Origin of the sequence: Nonlabens sp. Asnod3-H03, assembly GCF_045063665.1 — a bacterium.
Classification (GTDB): Bacteria; Bacteroidota; Bacteroidia; order Flavobacteriales; family Flavobacteriaceae; genus Nonlabens; species Nonlabens ulvanivorans.
The window spans coordinates 2311969-2330573 of sequence record NZ_JBEFOD010000008.1 but is presented as its reverse complement, the minus strand read 5'-3'; the positions used below and the strand labels follow the sequence as shown (position 1 = coordinate 2330573).

The following is an 18605-nucleotide window of genomic DNA, read 5'->3' as shown; positions in this document are numbered from 1 at the left end:
GAAGTCATTTTATAATTATTCTATTAGGAACGTTTTTTACGGCGTCTAGTAAAGCCAAATAATAGAGTAAATACACCCATAAATATCGCAATACGAGCTATGTAATCACCATGTTGTACATAAAAAGTGATGTCATCACGTTTTCTTATCGTACCGTTTATGGCGCCTTGTTTACCGTATCCCAATGATTGTATAATTTTTCCACGGTGATCGATGATAGCACTGATGCCAGTATTAGCGCTTCTTGTAATCCATCTTCTAGATTCTATAGCACGCAGCCTAGCTAAACTTAAATGTTGTTGATGTCCTTGAGTATTTCCCCACCACGCATCGTTAGTGATAATGGCAAGAAATTGCGCTCCATTATTTATATATCCAGAGACGTATTCTCCATATACAGATTCGTAACAAATTATGGATGCTACTTTAGTTTCATTTAATGAAGTAAAGACGCTACGTTCTTCTTGTGTGGTTTTAGTAGCTACAGTTCCGCCTAAATCTATCATGGCATCACCTAGTATTGGTTTAAGAATACTCTTATAAGGAAAGTTCTCTATACCTACAACCAACTTAGATTTATGATATAACTCAACAGGTCCCAGCTGGTTAAAAAACATCGCGCTGTTATAATCGTCATAATAGGTCACTCCATCGCTAGCCAGATTTGTTTGATTGGTAGCTTGATCAGGATTTTTAAATACATCAACTAATGATATACCACCTAAGTAACTCAGGTTGGGATAGGAGGCAAAATTACCTCTCAGACTTTGTAGTGTAGGATGATAATTAACTTGACTAATCCTTATGTTATCAGCGATCACAGTTTCTGGAGCAATTACAAACTCAGTGTTTAGTGTTATTTCAGGTAAAGCAAGGTTTGTGATGAGTTGAGTGACCTTATCATTTGTAAAGATGTATTTCTCTTCATAAGGATCTATATTAGGTTGCACAATTACTACATCAGTGCCGCTATCTTTACTTACTTCAAAATAACTGAATAAAATAATTTGAGATATTCCTATGGGAATTAAAATCACCAACGCTGGTAATACTGATTTTTTAATAGCTTGAATCACAGTAAAGCCATAATTCTTCAATTTGAAAAAGGTATAAAATAGGATTACATTTAATAACCAGATCCACAAGGTACCACCAAAAGTGCCGGTATATTCATACCATTGAATCCAGCTTACATATTCACTGAAACCATTACCCAAATTGAGCCATGGCCATGAAAAGTCCCATTGCAAGTGCATGTACTCAAAGCTAATCCATAAACAGCTTAAGAAGGTAAACGCAGCACCTTGTGATACTTTTCTAGCAAATTTATGATAACATAAAAATACTAGAGCCATCAGTAAACTGTTTACTAAAACAGCAAACCACATTCCAAATCCTGTTGCAAGATAGAGCCACCAAGTGGTTGAAATGTTCCAAATAAAAAAACTGAGATACGAAAGTCCTAAAACACGCCATCCTTTGAATCTTAATTCAGATTTTCTGATATGAAGTTCTGCAAATAGTAAAGGGACAAAGGCACCAAATAATAGTAAAGGAAAACCATAAGTAGGCCATCCTAACCATAATAATATACCTGATAAAAGAGCGAGAAGAATACTAGAGTACTTCATAAATAAACTAAGATGCTAAGGTATCAAACTTATCTAGAAAATGTAGAAAGATCTACCTTAAGCGAGAAAATATTTGAATAAAGCGCCTCGCTAGAATCGCCTATATCTGTCAGTGCATAATCTACCGCAATACCTTTGTACTTAAAGCCTATTCCTATATTAGGTTGAAAGTTCACATTATCACTTCCATCGAGTTGTTGCACGTTTTGAAAATTACCGACTCCAGCTCTCACAAAAACTAAATCTGTAAATCCATACTGCAAGCCTAATGCTGGTGTTGCACTTACGGCACTACTGGATATGATATCATTAGTTTGTATAAAGCGCATATTTAAATCAACTTCGGCAGTTAGAATATGGTCGTAGTGAAATGTGAAAGTACGAGCAACACCTATCTGTAATTTAGGTAATGTTATTTCTGTTGTTTCAGGTAAATCTTGATTTTGATTTTCCACGGCTCCTTGTACTTCGGCATATTTTTCTTCATCGATGGTCCAGGTATTATAGGTTGTTGTAATGTCTCTAGCCATAAAACCTAGTTCCCAGTCACCACGTTTAAACTGTGCGCCTACATCAAAGCCAAAACCCCATGCATTTGCAAATTCTCCTATAACTCGTCGTATGACTTTCACATTACCTCCATAACTAAAACCGTCTAATTGTGATTCTCTTGCATAAGAAAATGTGAATGCCCAATCTGCAGTTGAGAATGTAGAAATACGGTCATAATTAATATTTCCTTGTTGATCAATTAATTGAGTTGTATTTAATATGTCATCTACAGAAAATCGTATGACAGAAAACCCAAAGGAACTAAAGTCGTCTATAGGCATGGCAAATGCACCATAATTGTACTGTGCAATATTTGCAAAATAGTTAGCATGCATTACACTAATCTCTTGTTCTTGAACACGCATTAATCCTGCTGGATTCCAGTAACCAGCATTGACATCATTAGTGCTGGCAACCACTGCGTTGCTCATACCTAGTGCTGCTGCATCGACTCCTATATTTAAGAATTCGTTAGAGTATGCTCTAGAGGTTTGTGAATACGCTTTCGCGAAAGCGAGAACGCAACACAATACAATAATAAATTTAGCTTTTCTGGTCATATATAATCTAGCTGCAAATATCTAGGTTTCTCACTAAATAACTAGCAAAACCCTAGGATATTGCATATCAAGTTGAAACAAGTATCGTAGAAAACTGCATATTTGTAGAATGAAGAAATGGATTCCCAATTTAATAACGATGTTAAACCTATTGTCTGGTTGCATCGCTGCGGTATATGCTTTCAAAGATGAGTTGATACTTGCTGGTGTTTTTGTAGCGCTAGGTATATTTTTTGATTTCTTTGACGGTCTGGCAGCTAGATTATTAAAGGTTTCTAGTGAGTTAGGTACGCAGTTAGATTCACTTGCAGATATGGTGACTAGTGGTGTTGTTCCTGGTATTGTCATGTGTCAATTACTTGCAGATGCTACAGGTCACTCTTCTACATTATTTGCTGTGAATGGCGATCTAGGATGGAGTAGTGCAACCAGTTTATTTAAGGAAATTACTTTTTTAGGATTTTTAATTACTGCGGCCAGTGGTTATCGACTGGCTAAATTTAACATAGATACCAGACAGACAGATTCTTTTATAGGTGTACCTACACCAGCAAATGCTATTTTAATTATCTCACTAGGGATTATTGCTCAAATGACAACTAGCGATTTTATTTTTGGATTATTAAGTAATCCATATGTTTTGATACTAATCACGATTATAAGCTGTTACTTACTTAATGCAGAATTACCGTTGTTTGCGTTAAAATTTAAAAACTTCGGCTGGAAAAGCAACGAGATAAGATGGATTTTTATAGCGATATGTATTGCAATGATTGTAATACTTAAAATCTATGCGGTTCCTTGTATTATCGTTCTTTACGTGTTGATGAGCGTTTTTAATAATTTGAGCGCTGTAAAATCGTAAGGTTAATCTTTAATCAGCAAACAACTTCTTCTTGCGCAGCTCAAAATTCTGACCTAGGTATACTCGACGTACTACTTCATCTTCAGCAAGTTCTTCTGGACTACCATGTTTAAGAATATTACCTTCAAACATCAGGTAGGTACGGTCCGTAATAGCCAGCGTTTCTTGAACGTTATGATCAGTGATAAGAATACCTATGTTCTTTTTAGTTAGTTGAGCAACAATACGTTGTATGTCTTCTACAGCTACTGGATCTACTCCTGCAAATGGCTCATCTAGCAGTATAAATGTTGGGTTAGTCGCAAGTGCGCGAGCAATCTCTGTACGGCGTCTTTCTCCACCACTTAATAAGTCACCGTTACGGTTGCGTCTATCTTCTAGACTAAATTCTTCTAATAGCATCTCGCAACGTTCTCGTTGTTCTTTTTTAGTCAGGTCAGTTAATTGCAGTACGCCCAGTATATTCTCTTCTACTGTTAATTTTCTAAATATAGAAGCTTCTTGTGCCAGATAGCCTATACCATTTTGTGCACGTTTGTACATCGGGTATTGAGTAATCTTTTTATCATCTAGCCACACATCACCACCAGTAGGTTTAACCAGTCCTACAGTCATGTAGAAAGATGTTGTTTTACCAGCACCGTTAGGTCCTAGTAGACCTACGATTTCGCCTTGGTTCACTTCAAAAGAAACACCTTTAACTACTGGTCTGCCTTTATAGGACTTCTGTAAATTATCTGCTCTTAGTTGTTGCATAAAACAAAGATACTTTTTATAATTCTGAATTTAGAATTTCTTAGATTGCACTATTATTAAAAACTAAGTTAAGGTAACCTAGAGTTTTAGTAAAACTGCTGCGACAGCAACATTTTACAATTCTCAACGATAACATATAATTCATAACTAGTAACATGGCTTTCCCTAGATTTCTTATGGGCGATAACGCTCACCATCCCGAAGATATTTTTGTAGTACACCTCGATTATCCTCGATTTGTGATAAATTTAAAAGATGATACTCTAGAATTTCTAGAAGATATTGAAAAGAAAGATAAAGAAGAACTTGAGGAAGAAACCAAGAACCTAATCGAAGAAGCTAGTCGATTCTACGACGAGCAGTGTGCTATCTATGATAAAGAATAATGGAAGATATTAAACAGCTAGACTGGGATTTAATGCTTTTGTTGAATGATTGGGGAAACGATACCGTTGATTTGATTTTCAATATCATTACTTATAAATTCTATGCGATTCCACTTTATCTGTACTTGTTTTATGTACTTTTTAAAAAGTTAAATAAAAAAGAATTGATTATAGCGTTAATCACTATTGCATTATTAGTTGCGATAAGTGATCAAGTTGCGATGCTATTTAAGAATACATGGGTACAGCGATTAAGACCGTTTAGAGAACCAGCTTTAGAAGGGTTGATCTCTAAAGTTGGTAAAAGTGGTGGTACTTATGGTTTTTATAGTGGACATGCTAGTAATGCCATGGCGCTTGCTGTATTCATGTGGCATTTGCTCAAGCAGTCTCATAAAACTACTGGAATATTGCTTTTTATATGGGCTGTGTTAGTGGCTTATAGTCGCGTTTATTTAGGAGTACATTATCCAGGTGATGTGTTGATGGGTATGTTTATGGGAACTGTAATAGGTTGGTTATGTTATCGATTATTCGCTTTCGCGAAAGCGAAATATGCACCAGCTTCTTCATCATCCACGGCACTTTAGAATGAAAAAAGAATTCTTTTTCGAGGTACAAACTCAGTGGAAAAAAGGACAATTTAAAAACCATAAAACTCATACCTCTATTATAGAAGGGAAAAAAGATATCATCGTATCTGCAGCCCGAGAATTTAAAGGAGATAAGAATGAACACAACCCAGAAGACCTTTTGTTAAGCGCATTATCTTCTTGCCATATGATGTCTTATTTCTACGTGTGCCAGCAGCATGGTATAGATGTCTTAGAATATACAGATAAGGTTTCAGGTACTTTATTATTAAACGAAGACGCTAGTGGTGCTTTTCAAAAAGTTATTCTTAATCCCGAAGTCTTAATTCTGGATGCTCAACAAATAGATATAGCTACAAAATTACATGAAGAGGCACACCAACTATGTTTCATAGCAAATTCTGTCAATTTTGCGATTGATATAAAGCCGATAGTTAGAGGTCGTTAACATTTTTTTAAGTGTTGATTAAACTTTTAGATTTTTTAATAGTCTAAGTTTTATATCAATGAACAGCGCTTTAATCTAAGTCGCACAACCCTTGAATTTATGAATCAATCAATAAATAAATCTTTCCTTATGTATATAGGGATTTCGATAATGGCTATCGCAGGAGTTTACTCTTGTACTTCAAGCGATGACGATAATGGAAGTACAACTGATGATGGAAGTGGAAATAATACAACAGAATTACATGCCGCTTTTGCAGAATTTGACACAGATAATGTCACGATCATGATGAGTGGTACTTCATCTGTAAATATTGAGACTAACGGTTTGCCTAATCACACTTCACCTTACTGGTCCAGCACAAATGTACGTACTATAACTGGTCCTAATGGTAATGCGGTTGTGACAGGTCCTGCCGCTACTGACCATCCTTTATATGTGGATCCTATTATTACTAGTGGAGATCAAATGGCACCTGGTAACATAGACGACTTTAACGGTTCCTTTTCTTTAACAGTTCCATCAAGTCCAACGCTGGCTAGTAGTTCCTCAACGACTGGTTTAGGAGCCATAGGTATTGCTGTTAGTGGTTCAGTAATTTATAATGATGAAGAAGGACCTAATGTACCACTAGATAGCGCGGTAGGCTCGTTAGATTATACCGCAGCGCATACAGGACCACAAAGTTACCACTACCACTTAGAACCTAAAGCTTTTTCTGATGATGATGATGCACTAGTAGGTATCATAAGCGATGGTTTCTTTATTTATGGTAGAAAATGTACATCTACAGGAACATATCCTACTGATCTAGATGCTTCTGGTGGGCATACCTCTACTACACAACATACAACAACTGCAGAGTATCATTACCATATTCAGAATACAGTATACTTAAATCAATACTATATCATATTCCCTGGCGATTATCAAGGCACACCTAATAACATACAGTAGTATATTGGTCTTATTGCTTTTATCAAGCTGTAAAACAGACTCAAATCATGTTGTGAAAACAACTGAAAAGTTAGAGATTGATAAAGCAACTTTAGAATTAAGACCTAATGAAGGGCTCATGTATTATAACAACGAGCCCTTTACAGGTTACTCTGTAGTTAGTTACTCTAATGGATTAACTGCAGAAAAGATTGAGTATCTCAATGGATTACGCCATGGATTATATGAGAAGTGGTTTAGGGATGGAACTTTGAGTTTTCAATCTCGATATGAGAATGGACTACAGCATGGTAAAACAATATCCTGGTGGAATAATGCTCATAAACGTTCTCAAAGTAATTTTGAGAATGGTGTAGCTCAAGGTGCCCAGTTTCAATGGTATACTAACGGTTCTATTTTTAAAGAAATACATCTAGTCGATGGACGTGAGCAAGGCATGCAACAATCTTACCGTCAGAATGGTAAACTTTATAATAATTATGAAGCAAAAAATGGTAGAATCTTTGGACTCAAAAAAGCAACACTTTGTTTCTCTCTCGAGAATCAAGAAGTCGTTACTGATACTTTGTAATGTTGCTTTAATAGTTAGTTGTGGCTCTAAAGAACAGAATAATAAACCCATTGAAGAAGAGGTAGTAAGTAGAGTAGAGGCGTTGCCTTATTACCAAGAGGCCACTTTTACACCATACTGGCTTTCAAAAGATAGTGACTCGCTTATAGATTTTCATAGAATTCCTGATTTTACTTTTATCAATCAAAATGGTGATACCATCACTCAAGATTTCTATAAAGACAAAATTTATATTACAGATTTCTTTTTTACCGTTTGTCCTGGAATTTGTCCTGCGATGACTGAAAATATGAATCGCCTTCAAAACGAATTTTTAGAAGAAGAAGAAGTGTTATTACTTTCTCATTCTGTCACGCCAGATTATGATACGCCTACTGTTTTATTGGAATATGCACAACGTAAAGATGTGAATGTTAAAAAGTGGAATCTCGTTACTGGCGATAAGGATTTAATTTATGATCTAGGTAGAAATCATTATTTTGTAGAAGAAGACCTAGGTGCCACTAAAGATATCAATGATTTTTTACACACTGAAAACTTTATTTTAGTAGATAAAAACAAACATATTCGTGGTATTTATAACGGTCTCAATAAAGCATCAATAACTCAACTTATTGCAGATGTAAAGACCTTACAAGCAGAGTAAGTTGAATAGTTAATCCACCGATACTATATTAGTTCAACACGTCAAATGATAATTTCAAACCTGAAATAATCATACTAGTACCTATTATCGCAATAATTAATCCCATCAATTTTCCGATTACAGAAATGACATTATCACCTATTTTCTTAGCGATGACATCACTTAGTGAAAATGCGATGTAATTCAATAAACACATCAAAGCAAAAACAAGAAGAACTACAGCAATATCAGCATACGATGAGGTGTTGGCCACAAAGTTAGTTGCGGTTACTATAGTACCAGGACCTGCAAGTATAGGAATAGCAAGTGGTGATATAGCGATATTCTCATCATAATTTACCGTTTTGAGTCTTTTGATGTTTGACTTCTTAGACTGCAGCATTTCAAAACCTACAAAGAATATTAAAATTCCGCCTGTAATTTTAAAAGCTGGAATAGTAATTCCAAATAGCTCAAAAATGTAATTTCCTAAAAGCACAAAGGTGCTAACAATGATAAAGGCTACAATTATCGCTTTTAGATTAATTCTTTGCTTCGTTTCTTTATCTGCTCCTTCAGTAATCGTTAAAAAGATAGGCATATTAGAAATAGGATTCATAATAGCAAAAAAACCTGTAAAAACAGTAAACGCAAAGGTTAGTAAGTCTTCCATTAATTTGTTTTAATATCTCTGTATAGAAAAATTGATGATACCGCTCAATTTTGAAAATATCCTGTACTTATTGTGCAATAATAAGCAAAATGAAAGTCTAAGCTCAATTATAAATCCAGCATTAATGGTTACAATAAACTAACGGTACTAATAAAATTTTAAAGCGGTTGCAGTCATGTGTGCTGGAATATCAAAAGCATCCACTAAATGCTGACTTTCTTCTTTTAATTCTTTACACAGTTTTGAAACTAGCTTATTAATAGCAAGAGATTTTGAACCTGATATGTAATCGTGTTCTAGATACCAGCCTTTATATTCCTCTATGCGATGCAAGGCATATAAATTTTTAAGGGAATTAAGAACTTCTTTTACGCTGTTCTGTTCTTGTTTCTTGATCGCTCCTATAAATTGTTCTAAAACGATGCGATCGATATAAGCACTAGCCATATCTATTAAATGCACTTGTACATCTAGAAAAGCTTCATAGCTATCCATACCGCTTTTAATCTTTTTGTTTAGTCTCATCGCTAGAGTACGCAAGGAATATTCTTCTCTATAAGTGAACGCTGCTAGTTGAAATTCATCACCTAATAAATGTTCTTGAGAAGTATCTCTTGTTACCAGAGCATTAAGTTCAGTTAGATTTGTAGACGCGATGTTGGAAATATATTTAAGAGTATCCCACCAGTCCATTCGGCCAAACTGCTTTTTGAAATAGGTCAGACGACTTTTTGCGGTGAGTTGTAACAATACTGTATTATCACCTTCAAAGGTCATGAATATATCCGTGTCAGCTTTCAAACGGTCAAAATACATCTCGCTTAAATAACCTTTTCCACCACAGGCTTCACGACAGGTTTGAATTGTATCTGTAGCATTCCATGTACTTAGTGCTTTTAATCCAGCAGCAAGCGCTTCTATTTCTTGAGCATCATGATCTGAATGGCTGGTATATTCTCTTAGCAAGTGTTCATGTGCAAAATCATATGCATAGGCATTTGCAATTAACGGCATTAACTTTTTTTGATGCGTTGGATAGTCCATAATGGACTGTTCTGGTTTACCTGGTGGACCAAATTGCTTGCGATCCAGTGCAAAATAGACAGCCATATTTAGAGCTTTTTTGGCAGCAGTGTTTCCGGCAATAGGAACACAAAGTCTTCCACCTACTAGTGTTCCTAGCATAGTAAAGAAACGTCTGGATGAGCTACTTATAGGACTTGTGTATTGTCCTTCTTCATCTACATCACCAAATTTATTAAGCAGATTTTCTTTTGGGATTTTAACCGTATTAAAATGTAATGTCCCGTTGTCTACACCATTGAGTCCCATTTTATGACCATTATCGCCTATCGTAATTCCAGGCATGGTTGCACCTTGTTTGTTTCTAATGGGAACTAAAAAAGCATGTATTCCATGTTCCTCGTCATCGACTATTAGTTGTGCAAACACTGTAGCCATTTGGGCATGCATCGCGGCGTTCCCTATATAAGTTTTTCTATCATTATGTGTTGGTGTATTAATAATAAAAGATTGATCATCTGGTTGGTAAATAGCAGTAGTTTGTAATGCTTTTACATTGCTGCCATGGTGCATTTCTGTCATTGCAAAACAGCCTGGTAAAGCCATCGTGCCTATATCTTTTAAATATTTATCATGATGATAATTAGTTCCTAAAGATTCTACACTGCCACCAAATAATCCAAAATGAACACCAAATTTTATCGTCAGACTCAAATCATATTTGGCCATTTCTTCAAATACGGCTGCATATTGTACCATGGAATCAGATCCTCCATAAGCAGATGGATAAGCAAGTTTACCTAGTCCAGCATCAGCAAGTTCTTGAGTCCATTGCAATACTTTTTCACGTCTAGAATACAGATCCTCACTATGGCTTTCTATCTCTTCTTTATGTGGATCTAGAATGCTTTGTACTTTATTCTTTAAATCGGTATTTCCATGTTGTAGCAAAGTCTTTAAAGCCTTGGAGTATGGCGCTTCAGACCTTTTTAAATTAGAATCTACCTTAAATAATGCAGGATTAAAATCATCTATAAATCGTATAGCTTCATGACTTGAAACACCTAGGTAATTTTCAATTTGCTGTAACGACTGTTTTGTCTTTTCATTTGCCCATTCTTCTAGGTTCGGTTTTTTAGCCAGTACCGTTCCTAGGGAATATAAATCTTGTTTTTCACTTAAGTCCAGCACATCAGCATGCTGTTTTATATACTTTTTCCAATAAACTAATTCTCTTGCAGATGGTGGATGACTAGGGTCTAACCACTTTGAAATCAGTTGTTTTGTTGCGTCAGTGATGGTGTTGTTGTCATCAATCTGATTTTTAATATAATCGATTTCATGCTTTTCTAATATGCCATCAGCCCATGCGATATAAAATAAAGGTAAAAATGGTAGTAGAGAATCTTGAATGCTGATAGAAGTTTTCATAATGCTTTATATCTTAATCGCTGGTTTAACAGGTAGTAAGATACTTTGCAATTCTATATTATCAGCATTAAAAAATCTTAAAAGAATGAGTAGTTTTAAATAACACCGCTATGATCCTTTCCGACCAAAATTTGCTCTCGCTCGTTTTGTCAACTTTCATAATTTAAGAAAAGGAGTTATTTATATATCGATTAAAAATATAGTTTAAGTTTATGAGCCATTGTATTTAAATATTGCAAAAAAATATTAAAATTACTTTTTCAATATATCTTGTATTATTTTGAGATGATGCCTGGAATGTACTCTTAGGAATTTTCTAATCTTACGTTTGTTCAAATTCATTAATACAGCATGCTTGTAGAAATTGTTCTTTTCTAGATCTCTCCATCCTTCTATGCTTTTACGTGCCTTTTTCAGCTCTTCTAGAATTTGCTTTTTTGTAATATTATATGATGGATTAACCTTGTCCGGTGCTGTGACTTTATTGCGTGGTATTTTATTAAATACGGAAACAAATCTCCATTGAAAATTAGTCTTTGAATTATATTCATCAGGATTTGAATGTTCAGCTTCTTTAAGCACTCCATTAATTACTTGTAAAGAATGGAACAAATGCCACTTAACAGGAGCTTCAGACACTTCTAAATTTGTCTCATCCATAACCATTAAGTAAGATTCAATCTTATGGAATTCCTTATCTAGATTTAATTCTTGGGCCTTTAAGCTTACAGAATTAAACATAGATAAGGTAAATAGCAGTAGGTAAAATGGCTTCAAACATTTTTGTACTAATCTATTCAAGTGAAAAGGAGGGGAAATATTTGTAGAATTGGGAAGGTTGGTCATCTGTAAAAACATGATATTCTTTTTTTAAAGATGGGAATAGCCTACAAATGTTACAGTTGCGATTTATATTCTCAACATCTCATCCACTGTATTTGCGGTAACACTATGGTAGTTACCTCTTGCAGTTTTGTAAATTTCTTTTGCTTCTTCTATTCGTTCCGCTTCCGCGAAAGCGTTAAAAAGAGTCGTCACATACCAGCGACGTCCTACAGTATTTAAGAACTCAGCGATTTTTGTGTCTACGTTATTATCATGATAGTTGTTCAAAATAGATTGCTCAAACCAAACCATGGTGATGTAGGAGTTCGTAGAATCGGTCAAGTTGAAAGTGTCATCCAATGTTTGCATTTGTGTTACCGTAATATCTTCTGGGAAATTGCGCACAAAATGAACCCATTCTTGCGGTGTCCAGTTTTCAGTTTTAGTAACGTCTATTTTGTTTGTTTTTAAGAACTCTTCCAGCGTTTTCTCGACATTTGAAAATGCATCAGAAGTTATGACAGCAGCGTTTTCTGGCACACCAGGCTGGTAAATCCATTCCTCAGTATTGAACGTGATGTTGTTTTTCTCTAGCAAATTCTCGTTGAGGTAAGTGATGAAATCCTCTGTGTTTGTAGTGGAGAAAGCATTCTTTTTAAAGTAGGATTTTAAGAATGCATCCATGTTGTCACGTCCTACTTTTTCTTCTAGCGTGCGTAAAAACAGATAACCTTTATCATAAGCAATACTGTTCATTCCATCATCTGGATTGCGACCTTTTAAGTCTAGTTTTAACTTGGTGTCATTAGGTGACTCTTTTAGAGCTTCCAGTTCATCTTCAAGATCTTGTCTGCCTATTAAGGCAAGCATATTAGCACGGTCTTTTCCATACAATGCTTCCATGATTCTAATCTCAAAATAAACCGTAAAACCTTCATTAAGCCAGAAGTCGTTCCAAGTGGCATTGGTCACCAAATTACCTGACCAAGAATGCGCCAACTCATGCGCCACCAGCGATGTTAAACTTTTATCGCCTGCAATAACCGTAGGCGTCGCAAAGGTCAACCGCGGATTCTCCATACCGCCAAAAGGAAAACTAGGTGGCAATACAATCACATCAAATTGATCCCAATCGTAATCGCCGTATAGATTCTCTGCCGCAACAACCATTTTCTCCATATCTGAAAACTCTGTATGGACTTTATCAATCATCGATTTCTCCGCATAAACACCAGTGCGTTCACTGATTGCTTTATACTCGATATCACCTATAGCAAGTGCAATTAAATATGCCGGAATAGGCTGTTTCATTTTGAAATTATAGATCCCATTTGCATTTTTCTCCTTAGGATTCTCAGCACTCATCACCGCCATAAGTTCTTGAGGAACTTTTACAGTAGCGTCATAAGTAATACGTATTTGCGGACTATCCTGAATAGGAATCCAAGTGCGCGTTAAAATCGCTTGTCCTTGAGTGAATAGAAAAGGATTTGTTTTGTCTGCTGTTTGTTGAGCAGTAAGCCATTGTAAGGCTTCTGTTTTTGCCGTGGTAGAGTAGGTGACAGCAATTTGTTTAGTGTCTTCTTTAATAGCAATGGTTAATGGTTGCCCTAATGATTCATCAAAATCACCTAAATCAAACTCTGTTTGTTCACCATTTTGAGTAACGCTTTCAATTTCTAAATATTTACTGTCTAGAATGATTTGATTGCTACCGCTATTCTCAATATCATAAGTCACTGTTCCACTAATAACTTGTGTGTCAAAATCTACATTAATGTCTAAATCTAGATGAGTAATCACTGCATCATTAGGTTGTGCATAGGAATGGGATTCCTCTAGGTAGTTAGGTAGTTTTTGGAGTGATTCTTTGTTTTCTTGACAGCTGGTGAGTATAAATAGGGTTACTAGAATTAGAAAAAAGGTATTTTTCATTTGTTGGGTTTTGATATTGCTAAGATAAGATTACGTTTTCTAAAATGTGTGATGTCACACTGAATATGCGATATTTGATACTTGCGTGGCAAACGTGGAATATTTTAAAGACTTTATAATTATTTAAATAGACCTATAACATTTTCGGCAAAAAGTACAATCCAAAATCCCAAGTAGCCAAGCCAGTAAAATGCTTGAAAACATTTTATGATTATTGGTTCGACATCAGCCATCCACTTTTCACCTGGATTTGCCTTGGTAACTTTTTTAATTACAGTGGTTACGATATATTTATTCCATATATATATGACTATTCCAACAATTAATAACATTATCAGTTTTTCCAGAATTGTCATAACGATTAATTGTAGTGGCAAATTATTTATTTTAACTGCTCAGATAGACTAAGTTCTTCAAAGATTCAATCACAACCCCAACAATTCTCCAGCAGCATCAAAAGGGCTTTTCTTTTTGCTCAAAACCTCTTGTTCTAGAACCGCCAGTTTTGAGATCACTTCTGGGCGGTTATAGAAGTTGGTTTTAATGGCGTCTTCTATGGTCTGATGGAACCAGTAAAGTTCTTGCGCGTTGCGTTTTTTGGTGAAGCTTAGGTTATCGGTAGTGTGAGTTTTATAGTTATCAATTTCTTCGATGACTTCAGTGATTCCTATGTTGTTTAATCCACTACAGGTCAACACTTGAGTAGGCCAGCCGTGATCTTTTTGTGGCATGAGGTGCACCGCGTTTTTGAACTCGCGTCGGGCATGTTTTGCGGCGGTTTGATTCTCACCATCGGCTTTATTGATGATGATAGCGTCTGCCATTTCCATAATGCCTCGTTTGATACCTTGTAAATCATCGCCTGCACCTGCGAGTTTTAAGAGTAAGAAAAAGTCGGTCATGGAATGTACTGCGGTCTCGCTTTGTCCTACGCCTACGGTTTCTACGATGATAAAGTCGTATCCTGCGGCTTCACATAAGATGATCGCCTCGCGTGTTTTGCGAGCCACGCCGCCCAATGTTGTTCCTGCAGGACTTGGTCTTATGAAGGCTTGGTCGCTTTTAACCAGTTCTTCCATTCTGGTTTTGTCTCCTAGAATGCTTCCTCGTGAGATGTTGCTGGATGGATCTATAGCGAGTACGGCGACTTTTTTACCTCGCTGAATGAGTTCTTTTCCTATCGCTTCGATAAAAGTGGACTTTCCCACACCTGGTACGCCAGTTATTCCTAGTCTAAATGATTTCCCAGACTCTGGTAAGGCTTGTTTTATGATCGCTTTCGCGAAAGCGGAATCACCACTAGCGGTACTTTCTACCAAAGTGATCGCACGACTTAACGCACTTACCTGACCAGATTTCAAGTCATTAAATAGTGAGTCGACGTTTACAATTTCTTTTTTACGTCGTGCTCGAGGATTGATATGTGAGTTTGCTGCCAATGAAAGTTGATAAAATTGTAAGCTTCAAAGTAAAGTTTTTATTTCATAAAATTATGTGAAGATCGATTAAACCTTTTTTAAACTGATGAGTCCTATTTTATATCAATCCTTAAAACTACCGTTATGAAATTAACAAAAATCACAGCATGTATCATATTTATGGGCGCGACGTTTATCTCTTGCTCGAGCGACACTGATGATGGTTCTTCAGACACAGGCACAGATACTGTCGTCGTAGATGTAGAACAATCCAACTTTGTAAGCGGTGTATCGATTACAACTGTTCCATGTACTTTATCTGACGGTACGGTAACGGACTGTTATCAAATTGAAACCACAGGTGCTGCTACTGATCACCAGATGGGACCATGGTGTCCAGATAATATTGCAGATGACGCTACCGCTGGAGGAATATGGTTAGAAGGTGGAGTTGTATATGACGTGGATGGTGCATTTGTGCAAAATATGGCAACTTTTTATAACGACAACACTTGGTTAATGTATGATGCAAATGGTGATATTTATACAACAGATACAGAACAAGAGTGTATCGATGCGGCAAATCCTAATGTAGGTACTGCATATCAAAATTTTTGTGTTGAATGTTTGCCTTCTTATATTACAAATCTTACGACCACATGGGTTATACCTGTTACACCAGTACTGGATGTGACTTATAACTTTGCAACAGGTCCTGGTGGTCCTATGGGTGGAACTACAGGTCCATCTACTCGAGGTATTGCTCTAAACGGTATTGAGTTTTCTGCACCAGCACCGGTTAGTAATATACTTGCTGCATATACACTGGCGCCATTTGATGATGCAGGTGGACACATTAATGTAAACCAAGGTTATCACTATCATGCGGCTACTGGAATAAGTACTGAGATTGCGCAAGCTGATCTTCATTCTGGACTTATAGGTTATGCAATGGATGGTCATGGGATATATGGGCGACTAGACTCTAACGGTGATGCACCTACTGATCTTGATGAATGTCTAGGACACTATGATGATACTCGTGGATATCATTATCATGTAGATGAAGCCGGAGCAAATAACTTTATCAATTGTTTGAAAGGTGCGTATGCTTTATAAGCCTTTTGTGAAATATATAATCTTATTCTTATTTACGGTTGGTCCAAGTATAGTTTGGGGTCATAATCCTTCACAGTCTGGTAGTTTGATTTATCAGGTTAACGACAGTGTGTGGGCTTTACAAGTGAGTAGTGCTTTAACAGCATATGAATATGAAGTCGGTCATCGTTATGGTACAGATAGTTATGCAACTCCAGAAGAGTTTAAAGAATTAGTCATTAAACTTTTGAAAGATCATGTACACCTCACTTTTAATAATGGGAAAAGTGTTGATCTTACAATGCCTATCGTACAATTGGGACATGAGACCAAGGTGACCTTTCAGATTATGAAAGTGCCTAGTGTCATCAACGCTATAGATTTTACAAATAGTAGCTTCAGTAATGTTTCTAGAAATAAAAATTTATTAGTCATCGCTACTCGAGATGGAACAAAAGAAAAATTCACTTTAGAGACGCTTAATGAGCATCATATCAAAATAGAAAGAACTGAGAACGGTTTTTCTATCATAAAAGAAAATAAGTTTTCTTATATCAACATGTGGACTGCAATCATAATAGGAATGTTAACAGTTCTAGGTATAGGTTTACTGCTTTTAAAAAATAATTTTAAGAAATAAACGATGTGTAGAAAAAATATAAAAAGAATGCTTCTTATAGCATGTAGTGTGATGATAATTAGTTGTGATTCCAGCGACGATGGTACTGGAAATACAGACGATGGTAATGGAGATGAAGGAACAGCTCTAATTCAAGAATCGATGTTTAATACAGCGTCACTTGTATCTTTTCAAAGCATTACTTCAACTCTAGAAGATGGCACCACAGCAGCCTGTTATGAAATCACTTTTTCTAGCAATCCGGTAGCAAGTGGTCCTTTTTGCCCAGCAACTATTAATGATGTAGCCGGAATGGGTTTTTATGATGGTGCTAGTAATCCAGGCTTGAGAGTCTTTTCGGCTGCTTTATTGAATGACATAGAGGCTGATGGGTATAATATGGTAAATGATGATGGTACGGTAAACGTAGATGATTTTGCAAGTGGTCAGACAGATTCAAGTAAATCTTACTGTTTGGCCGCTGCTCCAGATGATAATTTACTGCTTACCTTTATTATTCCGGCAACGCCTAAATTAGCTGCTTCCAATAATGTAATTTCTGAAGTAGAATTGGTAGGGTTATCTCTAGATGGTGTACCTGTAAATGGTAGTCCGCCATCTGCGGTAAGTGGACCTATGATGGGTGGACCTGGTGGTGGCACATCAACACAAATTAATTTTCCGTCTGTTGATCCTTGTGGTGGACATCACGATCCTGCTGGTTATTATCACTGGCATCTTGTACCTGAAGTTGCCAATCAAGTACTGGCAGCAAATGGGATTACTGAAATCTCTTGTACGAACGTAGTGCAAACTAATGATGTAACCTTATCTGGATTTGCAAAAGATGGTTTTCCTATCTATGCTTATGCTGTAGAACCTAGCGATGTAGATGAATGTGGAGGTAGAGATGCTATAACAGCCGAATTTCCTGATGGTGTATATCATTATGTAGCTAGCACGCTAGCAGCTCCTAATGTGCCTGCTTGTTTAAAAGGTGTTGCAGCGAATAATTCTTTTAGATATCAATAAGTCTTTAATGATGAAAAATATGATCATAGGACTGATGTTTTTATTCAGTCCTTTTTTAATGTGGTCGCATAATCCTTTATCTGCAAGTTATTATTTTGAGGTATCTGAAAATGCGAGTTTACTATCCATTAGTTTAAGTCAAGATGCGATTAACAAAGTGTTGTTAACAACATATACTAAGGCGGAACTTGAAGAAATGAATCAAAAGAATTTTGAAGAATTAATAGTTAAATATATTAAATCTCACTTCAAAGTAATTCTAGACGATGTTGCGGTAGAGTTAAAAAAAGGCGGCATTAAATTAGGTAGCCATCAAACAGATTTAAAATTTGTATTGCCACCGTATGCTCAAGATATCGATGAAATCGTAGTTGACATTCCGGCTTTTAAAGAGAATGGAAAACATCAAACTATTTTCTCCTATAATATTAATGGAAAAACAAACAAGGTTATCCTTAGTGAGTTGAACAACTACAAAGTTACTATTGAGCTAAATGAAAAAGAAGCCATTATAAAAAATCATCAACTATGGAATTATAGTGGAATAGCTATTTTGCTAGTGATTACATTACTCTTTTTTAGAAAAAGGTTAACGAAAGAAAAATAG

General features: G+C 36.0%; 19 protein-coding genes. 11 read left to right on the top strand and 8 right to left on the bottom strand.

The window, feature by feature from the left end; all coding sequences use genetic code 11:
• Positions 1-23: 23 nt before the first annotated feature.
• Positions 24-1631 (bottom strand): apolipoprotein N-acyltransferase, encoded by a 1608-nt coding sequence (lnt, locus tag ACJJVI_RS13905; protein ID WP_405352451.1) that lies wholly within the window; start codon positions 1629-1631, stop codon positions 24-26.
• A gap of 29 nt (positions 1632-1660) precedes the next feature.
• Entirely contained in the window at positions 1661-2743 is a 1083-nt protein-coding gene (locus tag ACJJVI_RS13900; RefSeq protein WP_405352449.1) for a PorV/PorQ family protein, read from the bottom strand.
• A 109-nt stretch (positions 2744-2852) separates the two neighbouring features.
• On the opposite strand from ACJJVI_RS13900, the gene ACJJVI_RS13895 reads away from it, so the two are divergent.
• Positions 2853-3608, top strand: coding sequence for a CDP-alcohol phosphatidyltransferase family protein (locus ACJJVI_RS13895; protein WP_405352447.1), 756 nt, complete (start codon positions 2853-2855; stop codon positions 3606-3608).
• 9 nt (positions 3609-3617) lie between these two features.
• Here the strand turns inward: ACJJVI_RS13895 and lptB are convergent, their stop codons facing one another.
• Positions 3618-4364, bottom strand: a complete 747-nt coding sequence (gene lptB / locus ACJJVI_RS13890) for an LPS export ABC transporter ATP-binding protein (RefSeq protein ID WP_036581414.1) — start codon at positions 4362-4364, stop codon at positions 3618-3620.
• A 155-nt stretch (positions 4365-4519) separates the two neighbouring features.
• On the opposite strand from lptB, the gene ACJJVI_RS13885 reads away from it, so the two are divergent.
• From ACJJVI_RS13885 to ACJJVI_RS13860, 6 genes are all read left to right on the top strand, one after another.
• On the top strand, positions 4520-4750 hold the full coding sequence (locus ACJJVI_RS13885; RefSeq protein WP_042246202.1) for a hypothetical protein: 231 nt from the start codon (positions 4520-4522) through the stop codon (positions 4748-4750).
• Positions 4750-5340 (top strand): phosphatase PAP2 family protein, encoded by a 591-nt coding sequence (locus ACJJVI_RS13880; protein WP_405352444.1) that lies wholly within the window; start codon positions 4750-4752, stop codon positions 5338-5340. The genes ACJJVI_RS13885 and ACJJVI_RS13880 overlap by 1 nt, the downstream gene beginning before the upstream one ends.
• A gap of 1 nt (position 5341) precedes the next feature.
• Positions 5342-5791 (top strand): OsmC family protein, encoded by a 450-nt coding sequence (locus ACJJVI_RS13875; RefSeq protein WP_405352442.1) that lies wholly within the window; start codon positions 5342-5344, stop codon positions 5789-5791.
• A 99-nt stretch (positions 5792-5890) separates the two neighbouring features.
• Positions 5891-6748, top strand: coding sequence for a YHYH protein (locus ACJJVI_RS13870; RefSeq protein ID WP_405352441.1), 858 nt, complete (start codon positions 5891-5893; stop codon positions 6746-6748).
• Between the two features lie 52 nt (positions 6749-6800).
• Positions 6801-7319, top strand: coding sequence for a toxin-antitoxin system YwqK family antitoxin (locus ACJJVI_RS13865; protein WP_405352439.1), 519 nt, complete (start codon positions 6801-6803; stop codon positions 7317-7319).
• Positions 7228-7965, top strand: a complete 738-nt coding sequence (locus ACJJVI_RS13860; protein ID WP_405352437.1) for an SCO family protein — start codon at positions 7228-7230, stop codon at positions 7963-7965. The genes ACJJVI_RS13865 and ACJJVI_RS13860 overlap by 92 nt, the downstream gene beginning before the upstream one ends.
• Positions 7966-7993: 28 nt before the next feature.
• Here ACJJVI_RS13860 and ACJJVI_RS13855 read toward each other — a convergent pair whose 3' ends face one another.
• The 5 genes from ACJJVI_RS13855 to meaB all read right to left on the bottom strand — a co-directional run bounded on the left by ACJJVI_RS13855 (position 7994) and on the right by meaB (position 15270).
• Positions 7994-8617: a MarC family protein gene (locus ACJJVI_RS13855; protein ID WP_036581402.1), complete on the bottom strand. Its 624-nt coding sequence runs from the start codon at positions 8615-8617 to the stop codon at positions 7994-7996.
• Between the two features lie 147 nt (positions 8618-8764).
• The gene (locus ACJJVI_RS13850) at positions 8765-11071 is read right to left on the bottom strand and encodes an acyl-CoA dehydrogenase (RefSeq protein ID WP_405352434.1); all 2307 of its coding nucleotides are present in this window, start codon (positions 11069-11071) and stop codon (positions 8765-8767) included.
• Between the two features lie 252 nt (positions 11072-11323).
• Entirely contained in the window at positions 11324-11812 is a 489-nt protein-coding gene (locus ACJJVI_RS13845) for a hypothetical protein (RefSeq protein WP_405352432.1), read from the bottom strand.
• A gap of 168 nt (positions 11813-11980) precedes the next feature.
• Entirely contained in the window at positions 11981-13831 is a 1851-nt protein-coding gene (locus ACJJVI_RS13840) for a M1 family metallopeptidase (protein WP_405352430.1), read from the bottom strand.
• Between the two features lie 425 nt (positions 13832-14256).
• Positions 14257-15270 carry a methylmalonyl Co-A mutase-associated GTPase MeaB gene (meaB, locus tag ACJJVI_RS13835; RefSeq protein ID WP_405352428.1) on the bottom strand — a complete coding sequence of 338 codons (1014 nt, stop codon included), beginning with the start codon at positions 15268-15270 and terminating at the stop codon, positions 14257-14259.
• Between the two features lie 123 nt (positions 15271-15393).
• On the opposite strand from meaB, the gene ACJJVI_RS13830 reads away from it, so the two are divergent.
• The 4 genes from ACJJVI_RS13830 to ACJJVI_RS13815 are packed head-to-tail and all read left to right on the top strand — an operon-like array spanning position 15394 to position 18605.
• Positions 15394-16368 (top strand): YHYH protein, encoded by a 975-nt coding sequence (locus ACJJVI_RS13830; protein WP_042295869.1) that lies wholly within the window; start codon positions 15394-15396, stop codon positions 16366-16368.
• A 7-nt stretch (positions 16369-16375) separates the two neighbouring features.
• Positions 16376-16987, top strand: a complete 612-nt coding sequence (locus ACJJVI_RS13825; RefSeq protein WP_405352426.1) for a hypothetical protein — start codon at positions 16376-16378, stop codon at positions 16985-16987.
• A gap of 27 nt (positions 16988-17014) precedes the next feature.
• Positions 17015-17998 (top strand): YHYH protein, encoded by a 984-nt coding sequence (locus ACJJVI_RS13820; RefSeq protein ID WP_348021650.1) that lies wholly within the window; start codon positions 17015-17017, stop codon positions 17996-17998.
• A gap of 10 nt (positions 17999-18008) precedes the next feature.
• A complete protein-coding gene (locus ACJJVI_RS13815; RefSeq protein WP_348021649.1) occupies positions 18009-18605 on the top strand; it encodes a hypothetical protein in 597 nt (198 codons plus the stop codon).